Source organism: Anaerosporobacter mobilis DSM 15930 (assembly GCF_900142955.1).
Classification (GTDB): Bacteria; Bacillota; Clostridia; order Lachnospirales; family Lachnospiraceae; genus Anaerosporobacter; species Anaerosporobacter mobilis.
Genome location: NZ_FRCP01000014.1, coordinates 148,571 through 167,876 on the forward strand (window position 1 = coordinate 148,571; position 19,306 = coordinate 167,876).

The window sequence follows — 19,306 nt, forward strand, 5'->3', positions numbered from 1 at the left end:
ATCTTACACAAGTGTAAGATATAGAAAAAGAAATGTAAGCTTTAGTTAAGGCATTATATTTCTTTTTTTATTATAATAATTGCATAAGATATATACAATCGAGTAGAAAGGGAGAAAGATAATGCCATTATTAGAAGTTAATAATTTGAAGAAAATATATACAACGCGTTTTGGAGGGCAGCAGTGTCAGGCTCTTAGTCAAGTGAATTTTTCTGTAGAAGAAGGGGAGTACGTAGCAATCATGGGAGCGTCAGGCTCAGGTAAGACTACACTACTTAACATATTAGCATCACTTGATAAACCAACAGCTGGAGAAGTACGGTTAGATGGGACAGTCTTATCTAAGATTAGTGATAGTAAGATATCAGCCTTTCGTAGAGAGAATCTTGGGTTTGTATTCCAGGATTTCAATTTGCTAGATACGTTCTCTGTTAAGGATAATATCTTATTACCATTAGTATTATCAAGAAAACAATATAAAGAGATGGAAGAAAGAGTAATGCCACTTGCTAAACGTCTGCAAATCGATTCGTTACTTGATAAATTCCCTTATGAAATATCAGGTGGGCAAAAGCAAAGAACTGCAGTTGCAAGAGCGCTAATCACAAATCCCAAATTAATACTTGCAGATGAACCTACCGGAGCATTGGATTCCAAGGCTGCTCAGAATCTATTGCAGATATTTGACCAAATTAATGAATCGGGGCAGACAATATTAATGGTTACTCATAGTACACAGGCTGCAAGCCATGCAAAGAGGGTATTGTTCATTAAAGATGGTGAGGTATACAATCAATTATATCGTGGCAATCAGACACAGGAAGAGATGTTTCGTAAGATAGTATCCACATTAACAGTACTAGCAGATGGGGGTGTTGATATTGGGTAAGTCATTCTATCTGAAATTAGCAGTTACCAATCTTAAGAAGAATAGGAATGCCTATATTCCTTATATTCTAGCGGGGATGGGTATGGTGTTTACGTATGTTTTATTCCTGCTACTTAGTGAAGGTAAAGGTATTACCAATGTTGTAGGTGCTGAGACCTTACAGATTATGTTTGAGATGGGTGCTGCGGTAATCTCTATATTCTCCGTGATATTCATCTTCTATGCCAACGGTTTTTTAATGAAGCGTAGAAAAAAAGAAATTGCTCTATATGGAATCCTTGGGTTAGAGAGAAAACATGTTGGGTTAGTAATGCTATATGAGAGTTTAATAGCCGGTTTAATAAGTGTTATTAGTGGTATGGTACTTGGCCTTTTGTTTGGAAAGCTGTTCTTCATGCTATTAATGAAGATAACGAGAATTGCTGAGGGAAGTAAATTTATTATAGATACGAGTGTTTTCACAAAAACTTTCTTATTCTTTATGGCGGTATATCTAGCTACGTTGCTATGGAATCAACTACAAGTAAGACTTAGTAAGCCAATTGAATTATTAAAGGGGGAGGAGATTGGACAGAAAGAAAAACGTTCGACACCGATACTTGCAATCATTGGATTAGGTTTATTAGCTGCAGGATACTATATGGCACTTAATATAGTGAATCCGTTAGCCGCAATTAATAGATTTTTCATTGCCGTGTTATTAGTTATCGCAGGAACCTATTATACGTTCCGTGCAGGAAGTATAGTTATACTTAAACTGTTAAAGAAGAATAAGAGATATTATTATCAGACCAATCATTTTATAACGGTATCAGGAATGATACACCGTATGAAGCAGAATGCAACTGGACTTGCGAATATTTGTATACTATCTACCATGGTACTCGTTACCTTATCTACAACAATTGCATTGTTTGTAGGTCAAGAAAAGATGATTGAAGAGAGCAATCCTACCGACTATTACTTAAATATGGAGGAAGGAACGGTCTCTCAGGTAGAGTTAAAAGAAACTGTTTATGAAGTGGCGCAAAAACATAATGTTACTATAAGTAATTATAAGGATATACGTATTAAAGGGGCGATAGCTTCGTATAGTGATGGTACTATGAAAGGAGTTGATCGTGAAATTATGCTTGGATCAAACTCCAAATACTACTCAGTTATCTTTATCCCACTTACAGAATACAATAAGCTGACAGGTAAGAATGTAAACCTAGAAGAGAATGAAGTCTTAATGTCCTTTGCAATCCATAAATCTACGAAGAAAAATGTTAAAGTTTTGGAGGAGAATTATACTGTAAAGGGTGCTTGCGATGACATAGGGATCAATATGGGGCAAGATGTTACAGCCTATGACAGTATATATATGGTCTTTAAGAATGAAAATCGTATTCTTGATATTGTGATGAAGATGAGTGAGGAGTTTACTACCAATTCTCATGATATGTTAGAATACAATGTTTACTTTGACGCAGAGGGAGAATATGAAGACCGATTAGCTTGTGCAGGTGAAATGAAAGAAGTAACTTACAATATGGTGAAGGGGCGTTATTTTGCCAATATAGATTTAAGCAAAGAAGATGGTTATAAGTTGTTTGGTGGCTTGGTTTTCTTAGGATTTTTCCTAGGTATCATATTCTTGTTAGCAATGGTTATGATTATCTATTTCAAACAAATCTCAGAAGGTTTCGAAGATCGCAAACGTTTTGAAATTCTAAATAAAGTCGGATTGGATAAAAAAGACGTAAAGAAAACGATCAATAAACAGATTATTCAAGTATTCTTTTTACCGTTACTAGGTGCGATCATACATGTTGCGTTTGCGTTCAAGATGATTACTAAGCTGCTATTAATTTTCAATCTTTCAGATACAAGTTTGATATTTTATTGTACATTGATAACAATAGCAATATTTGCTGTTATCTATATATTTGTATTCAAGATGACTGCAAAAGCGTATTATAGAATCGTTAATCGTTAAGTTTAACTGTAGAATAAATTATATAATGATTCGGGTGTCAAAAGATCGATCAATATTTTGATTCATCAATTTGCACTGTTTATAGATTGTTATGTAATGCAAACCATTGTTAATTCGCAACAAGTTCTCGCTTAACTTAATACGTAGTCAGTACTGTGCTGACATGAAAAAGAGGTTATAACAATTGGTGGATAACATAGAATCCACTTGTTACAACCTCTGTTCATTTTACGTTAGTGTGAAGTTATTTAATAGTGTTTTTATATTCTTTCATGACTTCTAACAATTGATAAGGAATCTTGAGGTTTCCCCGTCCCTTTCCGATTGCAATATCTGGTTTGTTATCTCCATGGAAATCAGAACCACCGCTTAATAATAGATCATTCAGACGTGCTAAACGACGTACATCGCTTTCGTCACAACCGGTATGGGAAGTATATATAGCTTCAATTCCGGCTAGACCAAGTGATTTAAGATTCTTCACTAGTTCAGATAGTTCATCGGCAGGTAAACGATAAAGTAGAGGATGAGCAAGAACAGGTATTCCACCTGCTTGCAAGATTAGTTTGATTGCATCTTCTGGAGTTATGAATTGACGAGGCACATAATAAGGGCCGTCAGCAGCTAAATACTTTTCAAAGGCTTTATTACGTGTTTTAGTAAATCCGTTTTCAGTTAAGTATTTGGCAAAGTGGGCTCTTGTAATAACAGCGTCTGGTTCAGACTCTTTTAAGGCTTCTAAAGTAATAGGGATTCCTGCAGCATTAAGATTATGAATCATCTTGATATTTCGTTCTTCACGTTCTTTTACTGCATTCTCGAGTGTTTTGATTAAGATTTCGTTCGTATCATCAATATAGAGACCGAGAATATGAAGATCCTTCCCATTGTAAGAAGAAGAGATTTCAACACCTGGGATAATCTCAATCTCATAACCGTTCGAGGCATGTTTTGCGGCGGCTTGTCTTGCTTCTTGTATGCCAAGCACCGTGTCGTGGTCTGTTAATGCAATAGCAGATAATCCACTGCTGACTGCTTTATCAACAACTTCTGTAGGTGTTAAAGTTCCGTCAGATATGTTTGAGTGTACATGTAAGTCAATATATTTCATGGAGTTCTCCTTTCGTTTGTAGATTTCATAATAATTCTTATGTACTAGGATACAAGATTACTGCTAAATTTACAAGGGGAGAGCCATATTTGTATAACGTTAATCATGAATATTTAAAGCCTATTCTTGATTAATAAAGTTGATATAATAGGAGAATATAAAAGAATTCCTGCAAAATATTGCCTGTAGTCTGTCATAATACGTTACGAGAGGTAATATATATGAACTATACATAGTGACAGGAGGACAAAGGCATGAATAAGGCCGCAGGGAAAAATACACTTCCAATTCATATTGCTAAAGCGTTGATTTTTTCGTACATTGTTACAGCTGTTATCTTACTTCTGCTATCTTTTATCCTATTTAAAGTTCAGATTCCAAGTGGAGTAGTTAGCGTAGGAGTTATACTTGCATACATACTTTCCACGTTTGTGGGTGGTTTTTTTATTGGGAAAAAGGTTGAAGCAAGGAAATTTCTGTGGGGGCTTGCTATCGGAGCTATTTACTTTTTGCTTGTTATTATTATCTCAATCGTCATGAACAAAGCTGCTTTTGGTTCGGCGGGCAGTATAGTAACCGTACTTGGAATGTGCCTACTTGGTGGCATGTTAGGTGGGATGATTAGTTGATTTGTAATTTTGACAAGTAATATAACTTATGATATAATATATCGAGTTTAAGAAGCAAAGGAGGTTACATAATGAAACGTATCAAGACTTTAAACACTAGAAACCTTAAAGAGTCTATGAAAAAAGGCGGTTGTGGTGAATGTCAAACTTCATGTCAATCAGCTTGTAAGACTTCATGTACTGTAGGAAACCAAAGTTGTGAGAATAATAACTAATCTAGTGACTAGAGGTTAACATAAGTATAAGTCCTAATCAAATAATTAGTAACTATTCAAAACTTGCTAAATATAAGCAGCGGCCACTGTCGCTGCTTATTAAATGTATGGAAGTTAATTTTTCGCCAAGATTTTGTGTGAAAACTGAAAGGAGTACCAAAGTGATTCACCAATATAAAAATAATGACTATAACATTGTATTAGATGTTAATAGCGGAATGATTCATGTCGTGGATGATTTAGTTTATGATATTATTGAATTGTTCGAGGATAATGATACAGATACTATTATTGCAGCTATGATGGACAAATATTCAAAACCTGAAAATGCTGCAAAATTAGAAGCTCCAATCAACATTAATGATGTAATTGAAGCAATTGAAGAGATTGAAGAGCTAAAGAAACAAGGAGCTCTTTTCTCGGAAGATATATATAAGGAATACATTACAGATTTTAAGAAACGTCAAACAGTTGTTAAGGCTCTATGTCTTCATATTGCTCATGACTGTAACCTTGCTTGTAAATATTGTTTCGCAGAAGAAGGCGAATACAAGGGACATAGAGAACTTATGAGTTACGAAGTTGGTAAGAAGGCTCTTGATTTCTTAATTGAGAATTCTGGCAGCAGAAGAAATCTAGAAGTCGATTTCTTTGGTGGTGAGCCACTTATGAACTGGCAAGTAGTAAAAGATTTGGTAGCGTATGGACGTGAACAAGAGAAAATCCATAATAAGAATTTTAGATTCACATTAACTACAAACGGTGTGTTATTGAATGATGATATTATGGAATTTGCTAATAAAGAGATGGCAAATATCGTATTAAGTATTGACGGACGAAAAGATGTACATGATTATATGAGACCATCAAGAAATGGTAAGGGAAGTTATGATCTTATTGTACCTAAGTTTGAGAAAGTTGCAGAATCACGTAATCAAACAAATTACTACGTTAGAGGAACATTTACACGAAATAATCTTGATTTTTCAGAAGACGTACTTCATCTAGCGGATTTAGGATTTAAACAGATTTCAGTAGAACCTGTAGTATCGCTTCCAGAAGAGCCATATGCTATTCGTGAAGAAGATTTACCTAAAATCTACGAAGAATATGATAAGTTAGCAAAAGAGATGATTAAACGTAAGAAAGAAGGAAAGGGATTTAACTTCTTTCATTTTATGATAGACCTAACTGGTGGACCATGTGTAGCAAAACGTTTATCAGGTTGTGGTTCGGGAACAGAATATCTTGCGGTAACACCTTGGGGAGACCTATATCCATGTCATCAATTCGTTGGTGAAGATGAATTCTTACTTGGTAATGTATTCGAAGGGATTAAGAATACAACATGCTGTGATGAATTCAAACTTTGTAATGTGTATGCAAAGGATAAATGTAGAGATTGTTTTGCTAGATTCTACTGCAGTGGCGGTTGTGCAGCAAATTCATATAAATTCCATGGTAAAATTGACGATGCTTATGACATTGGTTGTGATTTGCAAAGAAAACGCGTGGAATGTGCGATTATGATTAAGGCAGCTGAAGCAGAATAAGAATAAACAATAGTTTGCCACTAGGCGAGCTTGGTGACTGTGCAGGTCACTACTACTAAATTTACTGAGGTGAATAGGCTGAAAAGTTACATTTTCAGTCGGGGAATTGTGCTACGCACAAAGTCTCCACACGTAGGAAAGGAGTAATTTAGTTTTATGAAGGACAAGAAAAAAGGTGTCGTACATCTACTAATTGTACTTTTGGTAATAGTAGGGTTATCAACTGTTGCATTAGTGGGTCTTGGCAAAGAGCACAAAGGTAGTGCGAAAAACATTCGTTTGGGTCTTGATTTAGCGGGCGGTGTAAGTATTACGTATGAAACTGTTAAAGAGAATCCAACAGCAACTGAAATGAGTGATACGGTATATAAGATGCAAAAACGTGTTGAGAACTACAGCACGGAAGCAAGTGTATACCAAGAGGGGAATAATCGAGTTAATATCGACATCCCTGGGGTTCAAGATGCCAACAAAGTTCTTTCAGAGCTTGGTAAAGCTGGATCAATTTCATTCGTAGACCCAGATGGTAATGAGGTTATCAATGGTTCTCACATTAAGACTGCAAAAGAAGGAACTACTCAAGAAAATGGAGTAACCAAATATGTAGTTAATCTTACTTTGAATACGAAGGGAACAAAATTATTCAAAGAAGCAACAGAAAAATTTATTGGACAAACCATCTCGATAGTATATGATGGCAAAGTTATCTCTGCTCCAGTTGTACAAGTTGCAATTACGAATGGAGAAGCGCAAATCTCACAAGGATCATATGATGAAGCTAGAAACCTTGCGTCAACAATTCGTATCGGTGCACTTCCACTTCAGTTAGAAGAGATTCGTTCCAACGTAGTAGGTGCTAATCTAGGGGAAGAGGCGTTTGATACAAGTATAATAGCAGCGGTTATTGGTTTCATACTTGTAATCATCTTTATGATTGTATTTTATCGAATTCCAGGCGTTGCAGCAAGTATTGCGCTAAGTCTATATGTTGCAGCGATTCTTGTTGTTTTGAATGGGGCGAATGTAACCTTAACATTACCAGGTATAGCTGGTATTATCTTATCCATAGGTATGGCAGTTGATGCGAATGTCATTATCTTCACAAGAATAAAAGAAGAACTTGCAACTGGTAAGACAGTTCGTTCGGCTATTAAAATCGGATTTGATAAAGCTCTATCAGCAATCGTTGATGGTAACGTTACGACGTTAATTGCTGCAGCTGTGTTATGGTTCAAAGGTTCTGGTACCGTGAAAGGCTTTGCTCAAACATTAGCGATTGGTATTGTTATCTCTATGTTTACCGCTTTAGTAGTTACAAAGTATACATTAATTGCACTGTATAACTTAGGTTTTGACAAAGAAAGATTCTATGGTATTCAAAAAGAAGTAAAAGTATTTGCTTTTACAAAACATATCAAAAAATTCTTCGCAATTTCAGGTGTGTTAATTGCAATCGGAGTTGTTGCCTTGTTTGTGAATAAAGCGTCAACTGGAAATATTCTTAATTATGGTCTTGATTTTAAGGGTGGAACATCGACTCAAGTTACTTTCCCTGAAACAGTTCCAGCGAATACAGAACTTGAAAAATTCGTTGGGGATCTAATAGGCGAAGCAGAAGTTGGAGTTTCTCCAGTAGTTGGAGAGAAAGCAGTAGTTATTAAGACTAGAGAATTAAATCTTGATGAAAGAAAAGCTGTAACGGACGCTTTCGTAGAAACATATCAAGCAGATGAAACCAAGATTACTATGGAAAGTATCTCAGCAACAGTTAGTAATGAAATGAAGTCGGATGCTATTATATCTGTTATCATTGCGGCAATCTGTATGTTAATCTATATCTGGTTCCGATTCAAGGATATCAACTTCGCAACAAGTGCGGTATTAGCTTTGATTCATGATGTACTCGTAGTGGTAATGGTATATGCTGTGGCAAGAATATCCGTAGGTAATACATTCATTGCATGTATGTTAACTATTGTAGGTTATTCCATCAATGCTACCATTGTTATCTTTGACCGTATCCGTGAAAACAAAGCGGCTATGAAGAGAACCGATGTGCTTGAAGATATCGTTAACCGAAGTATAAGCCAAACGATTAGCAGAAGTATCAATACGTCATTAACGACATTCATTATGGTATTTGTATTATTTATTCTTGGCGTTGATTCCATTCGTGAATTTACATTGCCATTAATGGCGGGAATTATCTGTGGAGCATATTCTTCTATCTGTATTACAGGTACTTTATGGTATGTGATGAAGAAAAAGATTGGCAAGAAAAAAATTGCATAATTAGTTTTTAGAGAACTATGTAGACAGCTTGCTTTACCTAAGGTAAAGCGGCTGTCTATTTTTTTAGTATTATAATAGTAAGGTTTTATTTATTGAGTAATATGCAGATTTCCATGAAATCTGTATAGCTTGGATAATCATTGATCAAAAATATCTTCTTATGATGCAAGTGCAAATCTGGTATGGTAGTAATGATAATATCAAAGCCTTTTACATCAGCTGCAGTTAAGAGGTAATGAGTGTGAGCAATGTCGATTAGAAGAGAATCTGTATACTTTGTGTTGAAAAAGGAAGATAATGTATTTACTAAGAATTTGGCATGTGGCATACCAAAATCAGTTATGAGCAAAGCTCTTTTAGCTTGTGTATAATAGCTCATTTCTGGACAGATCAAGCACAACCAAAATAATGCGTCGTCCACATTCGGGCATAAATCAATATGTACATTCTGGGAGAATGGTTTAAGATTGTCTTCCACTACTTGATATAAGAGGCCATTGGTCTTCTTAAGCGAAAGAGAAAAATAGTAAATCCGATTAAATAAGGTAGAGGTCTTTATCGGGCGGTATTTTTTATTCAAATACAACAATCTAAGCATAAATCCCATTAAATATTTTGTGTCTTCATTGGGTGTAACTGGAATAATCGAAAAAAACCGTTGAAAAAATGCATCGGTTTCTTTTGATACCAGAGACTTCTCTGAGGCAGAATCCCAACCACAGGAACGATTGTAGATTAATTGATGAATTGGTCGTAGATTATCTAATGTAATGTTAGGAAAGTTACCTTGTAAGTAAGTTAATTTTTGAGTGTCAATTTCCTTCTCTACTGGATAATGAGAAGTGATTGTATAACCCTGATTTTCTCGTACAAGAGAAATGATATAAAACATTAACCAATAGGTGATAGTTATGTCATCGTTGAGCACCCAAGATAGTTCTCTCGGCTCAAGATATTGAGAGATTGGATACATAACTATTTCACCCATGACCTTCATATCTATAGTTATTTCGTATTTTTGCAGATCAAATCCATATAGTTCAAGTAAGAAGCTGGCACTGAAATCACGGAGGTATTGTTCATCTTTTCCAATAAGCTGATATTTATTGTTAACACACTGAATAGTTATTCCCCGGTCTGATAAAAAATGATTTATTCTGGTCATAAGTCGTATGAGTGTAGAGCGACTCACAAATAACTTAGTTTCATAAAAATCAATTGGCATATTCGGATTGAATAGCAGTTCTTTCACCCAAAGTAAGGCAACTGAGTCGTTAAAGAGATCCGTGAAGACTCGACCAACAGAGGCTATATTTCGGTTATGCATAATTACACCGTTTTTTCTGGAAACCTCAATGTGCAGACTCTTCCCCCAACGTTGTTGAAGGTTCGAGATGTCTTCGGCAACGGTTCGTTCGCTAGCGCCAATTGCTGAAGAGAGGTCAGAAAGAGTAATCCATTCTTCGTGTATAGCAAAAGTTTCAAGAATTCGAATCATTCTCTGTGAAGACGCATCTAAAAGTTTGCGCAATGTAACACCTCCAATCTAATATCAATTCTGAATATTATTAGTATTCTATCAATTCAACATAAGTACGTCAATTATGTTTTGCCAAAATATTCTTAAGATTTCTATCATTAAAAATAGTTTAGAACAAGCTTTTATCAATTTTTGCTTAATCTAACGTAAAAATAGAACAATTTTTCATTATTAGTTCAAGTATAATAAATGCGTAATTAATAATTTTAAGGAAAATCCCAATTTACGATTGTTTCCCAATTAGAAGAAGTGAGACGAAATGAGGTTTTCTTGGGGGAGAAAACGTGATACTAACGAAAAAGAAATATTTGTGGTTATTATCTTTGTGTCTTATCATTGCTATGATTGGATTATGTGGGCTATGGTATGAAATGAGGCCTAAAATGAAAGCACAGGAGTTTTACCAAAATATGAATTCGAAAAGGGAACAATTACTCACTGAAGAAGAAACAATATTACAGGAGAAGAAAAAGGAGAATGACAGTTCTAGTAAAGTTTTGGTGGGAAAAAATCAATGGCTTATGCAAATGATGAAGGCTTACCCAAACATGGTTGGTTGGATAAGAGGTGAGGATATTCAGATTGATTATCCAATTATGCAAACGGATGATAATAGTTTTTATTTGAATCACCTTCCAGATGGATCAGCTAACAAACAGGGGTCCATTTTTCTAGACAGAAGTGTCAATAGTGATTTTTCTTCACCAGTTTCTATCATATATGGACATATGGTGCAAGATGGTGAAATGTTTGGAGAGTTAAAAAACTATCGAAAACAAGATTTCTATGAGGAACATTCAGAACTTGAGCTTTATACATTGGAGGGGAAAAAAAGTATTGTATTGCTGGCAGCATATCTTGTAGATGGTTCATCAAATCCTTATCCAAAGGACTTTGATTCATCGGAATCATTTTATTCTTATATAGAAGAGATACAAAGCAAATCCTTTTTTCAGAGCAATGTAACGGCAGTTTCAGGTGATAAGCTTGTCATATTGTCAACTTGTGCATACGATTTTGAGGATGCACGTTTAGCGATTGTGGGGTATGTTTCACCTTAACAAATTATTAATAAAAAGAAAGGAAAAGGGGTTAGTTTTAATGGTGAGAATAATGCACAAAATAAAGAAGGCAATCTCATTTATATTAGTGTTCTTAATGGTAATTAATAGTCTTACATTCTTGGGATATAGTGTGGAGGCGGCAGAGACGGGAGCTGATATAACTGGTCAATTGTTAAAAGGCAATGAAATTTTAACAGCTAACGATTCTATAGAAGTTAATGACAGCCTGACATGGCGAGTATCCGTGGATAAGAATGATTTGGAAACTGGTGTTATCGTTACACTTCCAGATGGTGTTCTTCCGAATATTTCTTCTGGAAGTTTAGAAGGATATGATATCACAGTAAGTGGGAATGCGATTACCGTGACTTCAAAAAGTAGTGGAGAATCTGGAGATACGGAAAATCCAGGGGAGATAGCAACGGGTTCTGCTGTAAATGCAGCAAGTGTTATAGAAACGTTAAGTATTCCTTGTAAAATTGATCAAGGAAAAGTGGCAGCTGGAAAGATTAAAATAGCTGGAATAGACTTAAATGTTACAGGTATTGTACAAACAAGCAATACAGGTGCTGCTCCCGACTCCATAGAACTGATTAAGAAGACGGATGCGGGTGAGACACCAATCACATCTGGAGCTACTGTTAGCATGAAAGATAGCTTCATATTACGAATGAACTGGAAAAGTCTTGCGGATGTGAAGGCTTTAGATTCTTACGACCTTGACTTGCCTGAGGAATTTGGTATACCATCTGCAGATGGTTCAGCCATGATAAAAGCGCAGAATGTTCCGGTTGGTTTTCCGGATTTACCATTTGCAACTATTTCATGGAAGGCAGGTATCAACAAGTTACATATTGAATTTATGGATATGGGTAAATATACGATAGAGGGTGAAGAATATGATGCTCTTTCTTTACTTGGAGATGCTTCCATAGATTACGAATGCAAGCTTGATGAAAGTCTGAAAGCAGATGATCAAGGAAAGATCACTATCGATTTACTTTCTGATAGTGTAACGATAACTGTAAGTGAACTCGTTCCAAAAGCTCCTAAGCTAGATAAAGTAGCTGGCACATGGAATGAGGAAGGTGAAGTGGAATGGACGGTTACCTACACGCATCCGGTTAGTGCTTATACAGGTGATATACCTACTAAGCTTACAGATGCTATTCCAGAAGGGCTTGCCTATATAGAGAATAGTGCCAAAGTAATGGTAAATGGAGTAGACAAAACAAACTGGATCACAAAAGAAGACGAAACCTTAATCTGTGACCTTACGAATATTCAAGGCGGTCAAACGCTTACATTTACCTATAAGACCAAGCTAACAGATGGAGAATTGCAGAAAATCTGGACTAATACTACTTCTGGTATAAGTTATACGAATAGCATCGTTGCGAAAGTAAATAATACAGATGCAAAAGGTGTGCAAGGAAGCAGTACGGCGACGGTATCTTCAAACAATTGGTCTGGACGTATCATGATTAACAAAGACGGAAACGCGATAGCTCCTTCTGGTGGAGAAACTGATTGGAAGATTAATTGGGAAGTAACGGTAAAGACAGCCAGTCGTAATTTTAAGAATCTTACTCTAATCGATACAATGGGTGAAGGTTTGGTTTTGGATGAAAATAGTATTGAGGTAGTTAATGAGAATGGTGTGGTTGTTTCCTTTATAAAATCGGTTGTTCCTGCTACTGGTGGTAAGACACAGATGACGCTTGATTTGGTGAAAGCAGAAGTACCAGCGACCTCAGAAAAGATATATAGGATTACATATACGACAACGGTAAAACAGGAGTATTTTGATCAAACCTCAAATCTTAATGATAACAGTATTAAAAACTATGCTGAACTGAAATATGAATGGCCAGATGGTAGTGGAATAAGTGGTATGTTCTCTCCGCCATCGGTTTCGAAAAAACCAGATGGTATTAACAACACGATGATAGTAAAGTCTGGGAAAGGTTATAATAAAAAAGATCATTCATTAACATGGGAAATTAAGGTGAATCCAAATAAGGTTAATTTAACTCAGGTTGAATTGGTGGATGATTTGTCTGCTATGGATCCAAAACATAGTTTTGTACCAGAAGAAAGTATGGATGTAGCAATTGTTGATGGAATTAAAGCTACCATCTTAGCTGCTGTGAAGAAAGGTTTAAATGATGCAGGGCTAAGTAGCACGGTACAAGATAGTGTGCAAGTTGAATTAATTGGGAATAAATTAACAATTAAAATGAGTAATCTAGGAAAAAATAGTTTCGCTTTTCAATTGAAAACTTATGCTACTGATCCAAGTTTCTACGCAGGAAACGCCAGTAAGACATTTGTAAACAAAGTTACCATGACAAAGGCGGGCACAACAGTAGATGGCACTCCGATAGCGGCAGATGTTTCTGCTACGGCATCAATCCCTGCATCGAGTAATGTTTTGACCAAAGAACATGTATCTTACGATCCGGTTACTAAAAAACTAACATGGCGTTTGATCATTAATTCTAATGAAACGGATTTAGGTGATGTTATAATTACCGATGATCTTGTAGATGGTTTGTCATGCAATGCTGAGGATGCAACACTTAACGGCGGAAGCTTTACTGGAGCGAATACATTTACCGTAGATGGAACAAAGAACATTACGATTAATTTGTCCAATGTAAAAACTAAACAAACGATTACGTTTACTACAACAGTAGATGTAGATACGGAGGCGTTTCGAACCAAAGACAAAGTTGATTTTACAAACACTGCAAAGTTGACAAGTCAGACGAATCCGAAAATTGTTAAAAGTGAGACTTCTTTAACGTTATCTAATAAAGCGCTTAGTAAAACGGCAATTAAAAACGAACAGAGTTTAACTGCAGATTACACCGTGAAGTTAAATCCTTTGGGTATGGATCTTTTGAACGGATTACCAGCAGGCCAAAAACTTCAGTTAGAAGATACGTTACCAGATGGTTTATATCTAGATCTTGATAGTGTGAAGTTATATAATGCAGGTGTATTGAAGACGACAAATTCCTCTAACACATATACGGTGGAGTTGACACCGGTGGGAGCGCCAATTGATACTGCTATCTCTTATGATGCGGCATCACGTACACTTACAGTAGATATTCCTGATGCTTCAAAAGGATATATTCTTACCTATAAAACCTATATTGTTCGAACTGGTGTAGACCTGAAAAACGATATTCGTTTGGTAGGAAGTGTACTTCCAGATACCAGTTCTATTAAGAATACTTACAATACTATGAAAGTCGCATCCAACGGAAATGCAAAAATGGTATTGCCAAAAACAAGTTTTGTTTCCTTACAAATTAAAAAGGTGAATGAAACAGGAAACGTTTTAGGAGGCGCTGTTTTTGGACTTTATGCAAAGAAAACGGATACTACTCCATTAGTAAGTGCTACTTGTGATAGTGCTACTGGAATCAGTACACTTGCCATTCCTAAAAGTCTAGTAAAAGGTATTCAAACCTTGTACTGGAAAGAAATTACGGCTCCATTAGGGTATGAACTTAACTCAGAGTGGCACGAACTGGATATAACGAATTATGATCCAGCAGCGGTTATCGATGTTATTAATGTTCCAACTGGGGATGCTGCCAGTGCGCAAATTAAGTTGAAAAAGATAGATAGTAAAGATTCTTCAAAAGTATTGCCGGGTGCTGTATTTGCAATTTATACAGATAAAGAATGTACTTTACCAGTAATAGATGGTGGGAAACCGTTAACAAGTACAAGTGACAGTAATGGTGTTATTACATTTGATGGTCTGTATCCAGAACAAACATATTATGTAAGAGAATTATCAGCTCCAGCGGGATATGTATTCTCAGAACAAACAATCAAAGTAATCGCCAAAAAAACATGGGCAATTTCAGATATCAGTGCAGTTACCAATGATAAGGCCGATGTTACGTTAAAGGTTACGAAAGTAGATGCACTTGACTCATCGAAGAAGCTTTCCGGAGCAGAGTTTCAACTTTATGAAGATGAAACTTGTACGACGAACGTGAGCGGGGCGCAGACTACCATCGCTGATGGTACACTTAGCTTTACTGGATTATATCCTAATCATACCTATTATCTAAAAGAGATTACTGCTCCACAAGGGTATATATTAAGTTCAGACGTTTTCACCATAACTACAGGTATTAATGGTGAAGTTTTGTCAAAAGAGATAGGCAATTATCTCATAGGCTGGGATGAAAAAGCGTCCATTCAAATTACCAAGACAAATGAAGATGGTTCTGAATTTCTAGAGAAGGCAACTTTTGCTCTATATGGGCAGAACAAGGTTACACTTTTGGGAGAACAAACAACGGATCAAAATGGTGTCTGCAGTTTTACAGGACTCAGTCAAGGAACATATTATGTAAAAGAGGTAGCCGCACCAGAAGGATATGTACTCTCTAATAACTGGATAGAGGTACCAGTTGGAATAAATGAGGCTGTACCACTTACGATAACAAATAAGAAAACTCCAGTAAAACCAGTTGAGCCAACGAATCCAACAGAACCAACAAATCCGACGGAGCCAACGGAACCAACAGAACCGACGAAACCGACAGAGCCAACGAAACCAACGAAACCAACGAAACCAAATCCTAATGAACCAAATGTGCCTGATGAATCAGATGATGGATCGGAATCAAATGGTGGTAAGGATAATGAAATACCAAACAATTCAAAGTCTGGGAAGGGAAATGACCAAAAGGATAACTCTGCCTTGAATGAGAAGGAAGCCAATAATAGAAAAGGTGACCAAAAAGATTCACAGACAATTTCCAATAGTTCACTTCCAAAAACAGGTGTTAAATCACATTATGTATTGTGGATTACTTGTATTATTCTCTCTATTGTTACTGCAATTGGATTAGTGGTATTTTGGAAGCGTCAGAATAAAAGAATGAATGTAAAACAGGTAGCGCCGAAGCAAGATAAATCCTCTGATCAATTAAAGTAAACAATAAATCAATTTGATAAGGAGTAATCTAGATTCTACCAATCCTTTGAATACAAGAAATAGTTGAAGGAAAGAGAGTAATTCGTTTTAGTTAAAAGTAAATAGTACATGAAAAGATAATCCCGAGATGGTGTGTGTCTATGATGAATATATAAAAAACGTTATAGGTATGCAACATTTTGGGATTTTTGTGTGGTTTTAATCTATGTAATTACTGGATGACTTAAAATAATCTTGTAAGGATGATACAAGTTGTTTACAATATGGTGGTATTATAATGATGCTAGTAAGGATTGATGGAGATAGATATGTATAAGATATTAATTGTAGAAGATGAAAAACCAATAGCAGATTTAATTAGGATAAGTCTTTGTACATCTGGATACGATTGTGAAGCCGTGTATGATGGTATGGAAGCATCTGATAAATTGTTGGAAAGGAAATATGATTTAGTATTGCTAGATATTATGCTACCAAAGGTGGATGGTTATGAACTGATTAACTTTATCAAGCCAATGGAAATTCCGGTTATCTTTGTATCTGCCAAAGGTAAGGTTGAAGACCGGGTAAAAGGATTAAAAACAGGAGCCGATGATTACATAACCAAACCATTTGAAGTAATTGAATTAATAGCTAGAGTAGAAAGTGTTCTGAGAAGATATCATAAAACCAAGGAGGTTGTTGAATATGAAGATTTACTAATTGATCAACAAGCTCATGCTGTAACAAAAGGGAGAGAAGAAATCCATCTGACAGAGAAGGAGTATCAGCTTCTTTTGTATTTTATTGAAAATAAAAATATTGCTCTGTTTCGGGATCAGATATACGAAAAAGTCTGGGAAGGAGAACTTAGCGACAATAGTAGAACGGTTGATTTGCATATTCAAAGGTTAAGAAAGAAGTTGAATTGGGAGAAGAAAATAGTTTCCGTTCATAAAGTTGGCTATCGTTTAGAGTGCGTATGAGATTTTCATGGAAGTTATTAATAAGTACCTATATTCTAGTATTGATTACGCTATGTGCCAGTTCTACAATTCTTATATACAGTATGTTTGATAATGAAATGCAAAAGGAAATTACGGAAGCAGAAAATGAAAATACTATGATGAGAATGGGAATGCATACTCTTGTGAAAGAGTACGATAAATCTATGTATGGTGTGCAAGTGGGTGTTCTTGAAAGAGTTCTTAAGCGTTTGGAAATTAACTGGAAGAATGAGAGAAGACAGTTTGCGGTAATTGATTTGAACGGTAATGTTATTAGCAGCAATCGGTTGTTTGCTGGGTATGGAACAGTAAGAGAGATACCAAAAGATGAACAGGAATTGATATATAAGACTTATAAGAGTGGCAAGTCTTATTATATTCAAATGTGTACTAGGCTTAATCTAGAAGAGAATAGTATTTTAATTATAAACACGCAAGATATAACCAAAACCTATACATTAAGAGAAGAAATGTTACATGTTAGTTCGATTATTACTTTATGCATGGTTATGGTTTTTGGGGCAGTTAATATTGGAATTGTAAAGATATTGCTTAAACCTATTAGTGAGATGACGGATGCAACTGAAAAGATTGTTCAGGGAGATTTGGAGGTTCGAGTTCAGGAAGGAAGTAAAGATGAATTAGGGATGCTTGCCAGGAGATTTAATCTGATGACGGAACATGTTCAAAAAAACATTCTGGATTTGGAAGAGTATGCAAGAAGACAAGATAATTTCGTGGGAAGCTTTTCTCATGAACTAAAAACCCCATTAACCTCCATAATAGGTTATGCAGATCTAATGAGGACGAGGAAATTGGATGAAGAAACGTATTTTCTTGCTGCCAATTATATATTTGAAGAAGGAAAAAGGTTGGAAAGTCTATCCTTTAAAATGTTAGAGCTTTTGGTAGAGAAGGATACGGCTATTATGTTGGAAAAGGTATCAATGAAACAATTACTTGATGATTCTTTTTATATAGTGAGGGAGAAGATGAAAGAAAAGAATGTACAAGTTATAATAGAGGATACTTCCTTTTTCGTAACTGCAGATATTGAACTTATGAAAACAGTATTAAGCAACCTTTTGGAAAATGCGAGAAAGGCAGTTTTGGAAAATGGAGAAATTCGAGTAAGTGCAGAACAGATTAATAACAGGAATATTATTAGTATTCAAGATAATGGGAGAGGTATACCAAAAGAAGAACTTGGGAAAATTGAGGAAGCTTTTTATCGAGTTGATAGGTCTAGGTCGAGGCTTGAAGGTGGATTTGGGCTTGGACTAAGTATTTGTTCACAAATTATGATGATGCATCAAGGAGAGATGCTGTTTGAAAGTGAAGTTGGCAAGGGAACAAAGGTATCCGTTATCTGGAAGGAGGATTGTGTGAATTAGTAGGAGATTTCACACGTAACTTTGTACTTACGGTCCAAAGTTTTGTAGGCTTTGAGAAAGGCATGGTTATTAATATGAGAAGAATCTTACGTTATTTTGTAGGAAGTACAATCGCTTTAGTGTTTGCGCTAATTACAGTAATTACCCCTAGGATTTTCTTTAGAATACAAGATGAAGAAACAATAGGAAATGAAAAAAAGAAGAACGTAGTAATGGAAGATAAGGAGCTGTATAATCAGGAAGAATATGGAATAGAAGAGAAGGGGAATATGCTTAGCGATGACAGTAATATGGAATATGTACTGTTGGATACGGGCAGTTCTTTTAGTTTGTATGAAGCCAGATTACAATGCTTTCGGGAATTGAGTAAAATACCATCTTTGAAGATGGATTTGTATGGACCCGTTAAAGAAGATATTGATATAAAGCCATATTTAATGATTCCTGTAAAGGTACCATCTAAGGCATTTGTATTGTGGAAAGGTGAGTTAGAAATAGATAAGGTTATATATAAAATTGTACTGGACGAGGAATCGGGAAAAATAATTGCATTGGACTCAGATTCTTTTAGTAACAATGAATTAAATAAGAAAATCCTTGAAGAATGGAAGGGATATTTAAAAAAGGAAGAGTAGGATACCGTTCGATATAATCTATCTCTAGAATATAAAAGACGA

13 protein-coding genes are annotated in these 19,306 nt (G+C 35.6%); 11 read left to right on the forward strand and 2 right to left on the reverse strand.

The features are described from left to right. Positions 1–121: 121 nt before the first annotated feature. Both BUB90_RS14320 and BUB90_RS14325 read left to right on the forward strand, forming a co-directional pair. On the forward strand, positions 122–889 hold the full coding sequence (locus BUB90_RS14320; protein ID WP_073288934.1) for an ABC transporter ATP-binding protein: 768 nt from the start codon (positions 122–124) through the stop codon (positions 887–889). Next, positions 882–2,870, forward strand: coding sequence for an ABC transporter permease (locus BUB90_RS14325; protein WP_073288936.1), 1,989 nt, complete (start codon positions 882–884; stop codon positions 2,868–2,870). Before BUB90_RS14320 ends, BUB90_RS14325 begins: the two co-directional genes overlap by 8 nt. A gap of 244 nt (positions 2,871–3,114) precedes the next feature. Here the strand turns inward: BUB90_RS14325 and BUB90_RS14330 are convergent, their stop codons facing one another. Next, positions 3,115–3,981, reverse strand: a complete 867-nt coding sequence (locus BUB90_RS14330; protein WP_073288938.1) for a PHP domain-containing protein — start codon at positions 3,979–3,981, stop codon at positions 3,115–3,117. Positions 3,982–4,235: 254 nt separating this feature from the next. Between BUB90_RS14330 and BUB90_RS14335 the strand changes: the two genes are divergently transcribed. From BUB90_RS14335 to secD, 4 genes are all read left to right on the forward strand, one after another. Continuing rightward, a complete protein-coding gene (locus BUB90_RS14335; protein WP_073288940.1) occupies positions 4,236–4,610 on the forward strand; it encodes a TIGR04086 family membrane protein in 375 nt (124 codons plus the stop codon). Positions 4,611–4,681: 71 nt separating this feature from the next. Beyond that, the gene (gene scfA / locus BUB90_RS14340) at positions 4,682–4,825 is read left to right on the forward strand and encodes a six-cysteine ranthipeptide SCIFF (protein WP_073288943.1); all 144 of its coding nucleotides are present in this window, start codon (positions 4,682–4,684) and stop codon (positions 4,823–4,825) included. 161 nt (positions 4,826–4,986) lie between these two features. Then, positions 4,987–6,378, forward strand: coding sequence for a thioether cross-link-forming SCIFF peptide maturase (scfB, locus tag BUB90_RS14345; protein WP_073288945.1), 1,392 nt, complete (start codon positions 4,987–4,989; stop codon positions 6,376–6,378). Between the two features lie 156 nt (positions 6,379–6,534). Then, the gene (secD, locus tag BUB90_RS14350; RefSeq protein ID WP_073288947.1) at positions 6,535–8,670 is read left to right on the forward strand and encodes a protein translocase subunit SecD; all 2,136 of its coding nucleotides are present in this window, start codon (positions 6,535–6,537) and stop codon (positions 8,668–8,670) included. Positions 8,671–8,755: 85 nt separating this feature from the next. On the opposite strand, the gene BUB90_RS14355 is transcribed toward secD, so the two are convergent. After that, the gene (locus tag BUB90_RS14355; protein ID WP_073288949.1) at positions 8,756–10,201 is read right to left on the reverse strand and encodes a helix-turn-helix domain-containing protein; all 1,446 of its coding nucleotides are present in this window, start codon (positions 10,199–10,201) and stop codon (positions 8,756–8,758) included. 350 nt (positions 10,202–10,551) lie between these two features. On the opposite strand from BUB90_RS14355, the gene srtB reads away from it, so the two are divergent. The 5 genes from srtB (at position 10,552) to BUB90_RS14380 (ending at position 19,264) form a co-directional block, all read left to right on the forward strand. Beyond that, on the forward strand, positions 10,552–11,271 hold the full coding sequence (srtB, locus tag BUB90_RS14360; protein WP_278277298.1) for a class B sortase: 720 nt from the start codon (positions 10,552–10,554) through the stop codon (positions 11,269–11,271). Between the two features lie 40 nt (positions 11,272–11,311). Continuing rightward, positions 11,312–16,249 (forward strand): MSCRAMM family protein, encoded by a 4,938-nt coding sequence (locus BUB90_RS14365; RefSeq protein WP_073288954.1) that lies wholly within the window; start codon positions 11,312–11,314, stop codon positions 16,247–16,249. Positions 16,250–16,557: 308 nt separating this feature from the next. Then, entirely contained in the window at positions 16,558–17,214 is a 657-nt protein-coding gene (locus BUB90_RS14370) for a response regulator transcription factor (RefSeq protein ID WP_073288956.1), read from the forward strand. Beyond that, on the forward strand, positions 17,211–18,629 hold the full coding sequence (locus BUB90_RS14375; RefSeq protein ID WP_073288958.1) for a sensor histidine kinase: 1,419 nt from the start codon (positions 17,211–17,213) through the stop codon (positions 18,627–18,629). The genes BUB90_RS14370 and BUB90_RS14375 overlap by 4 nt, the downstream gene beginning before the upstream one ends. Next, positions 18,617–19,264, forward strand: a complete 648-nt coding sequence (locus BUB90_RS14380; protein ID WP_073288961.1) for a hypothetical protein — start codon at positions 18,617–18,619, stop codon at positions 19,262–19,264. Before BUB90_RS14375 ends, BUB90_RS14380 begins: the two co-directional genes overlap by 13 nt. The last annotated feature ends 42 nt before the right edge of the window (positions 19,265–19,306 follow it).

Excerpts from the sequence above, each read along its gene's own strand:
- BUB90_RS14365 (WP_073288954.1), top strand. The coding sequence starts at position 11,312 with ATGGTGAGAATAATGCACAAAATAAAGAAGGCAATCTCATTTATATTA.
- BUB90_RS14320 (WP_073288934.1), top strand. The coding sequence starts at position 122 with ATGCCATTATTAGAAGTTAATAATTTGAAGAAAATATATACAACGCGT.
- BUB90_RS14375 (WP_073288958.1), top strand. The coding sequence starts at position 17,211 with ATGAGATTTTCATGGAAGTTATTAATAAGTACCTATATTCTAGTATTG.
- BUB90_RS14335 (WP_073288940.1), top strand. The coding sequence starts at position 4,236 with ATGAATAAGGCCGCAGGGAAAAATACACTTCCAATTCATATTGCTAAA.
- scfA (WP_073288943.1), top strand. The coding sequence starts at position 4,682 with ATGAAACGTATCAAGACTTTAAACACTAGAAACCTTAAAGAGTCTATG.
- BUB90_RS14330 (WP_073288938.1), bottom strand. The coding sequence starts at position 3,981 with ATGAAATATATTGACTTACATGTACACTCAAACATATCTGACGGAACT.
- srtB (WP_278277298.1), top strand. The coding sequence starts at position 10,552 with ATGATTGGATTATGTGGGCTATGGTATGAAATGAGGCCTAAAATGAAA.
- BUB90_RS14370 (WP_073288956.1), top strand. The coding sequence starts at position 16,558 with ATGTATAAGATATTAATTGTAGAAGATGAAAAACCAATAGCAGATTTA.
- secD (WP_073288947.1), top strand. The coding sequence starts at position 6,535 with ATGAAGGACAAGAAAAAAGGTGTCGTACATCTACTAATTGTACTTTTG.